This is a genomic window from Psychrobacter sp. CAL346-MNA-CIBAN-0220 (assembly GCF_040309805.1).
Taxonomy (GTDB): domain Bacteria; phylum Pseudomonadota; class Gammaproteobacteria; order Pseudomonadales; family Moraxellaceae; genus Psychrobacter.
Genome location: NZ_JBEOPF010000157.1, coordinates 1 through 280, shown reverse-complemented (window position 1 = coordinate 280; position 280 = coordinate 1). Strand labels below are relative to the sequence as shown.

The 280-nt window shown below is 43.9% G+C and carries 1 protein-coding gene; it reads right to left on the bottom strand.

What is annotated here, in order from left to right; all coding sequences use genetic code 11:
• A partial coding sequence (locus AAEY88_RS13115) for an EamA family transporter (RefSeq protein WP_350563088.1) occupies positions 1 to 245 on the bottom strand: 245 nt, incomplete at its 3' end.
• Positions 246 to 280: the final 35 nt, after the last annotated feature.

The window sequence follows — 280 nt, the reverse complement described above, 5'->3', positions numbered from 1 at the left end:
ACTAATACCGCTAGTAAAATGATACTGCTGGGGAGCATAAATTGTACAGTTAATGTCTCTGATAAAAACACTGCCCCTGCAATAGCCGCCAAAACGGGTACGCATAACTGCACTATGGCTGCATGCGTGCTCTTTAATAGTGGCATAGCCACATACCAAATACTGTACCCTACGCCAGATGCGATGGCACCTGAGGCTATTGCAAGTAACGCCCCTTCGATACGTATATTTTTAAGCTGGCTCATTCCCACCACAATTAAAATAGGTAGCACTAATAAAC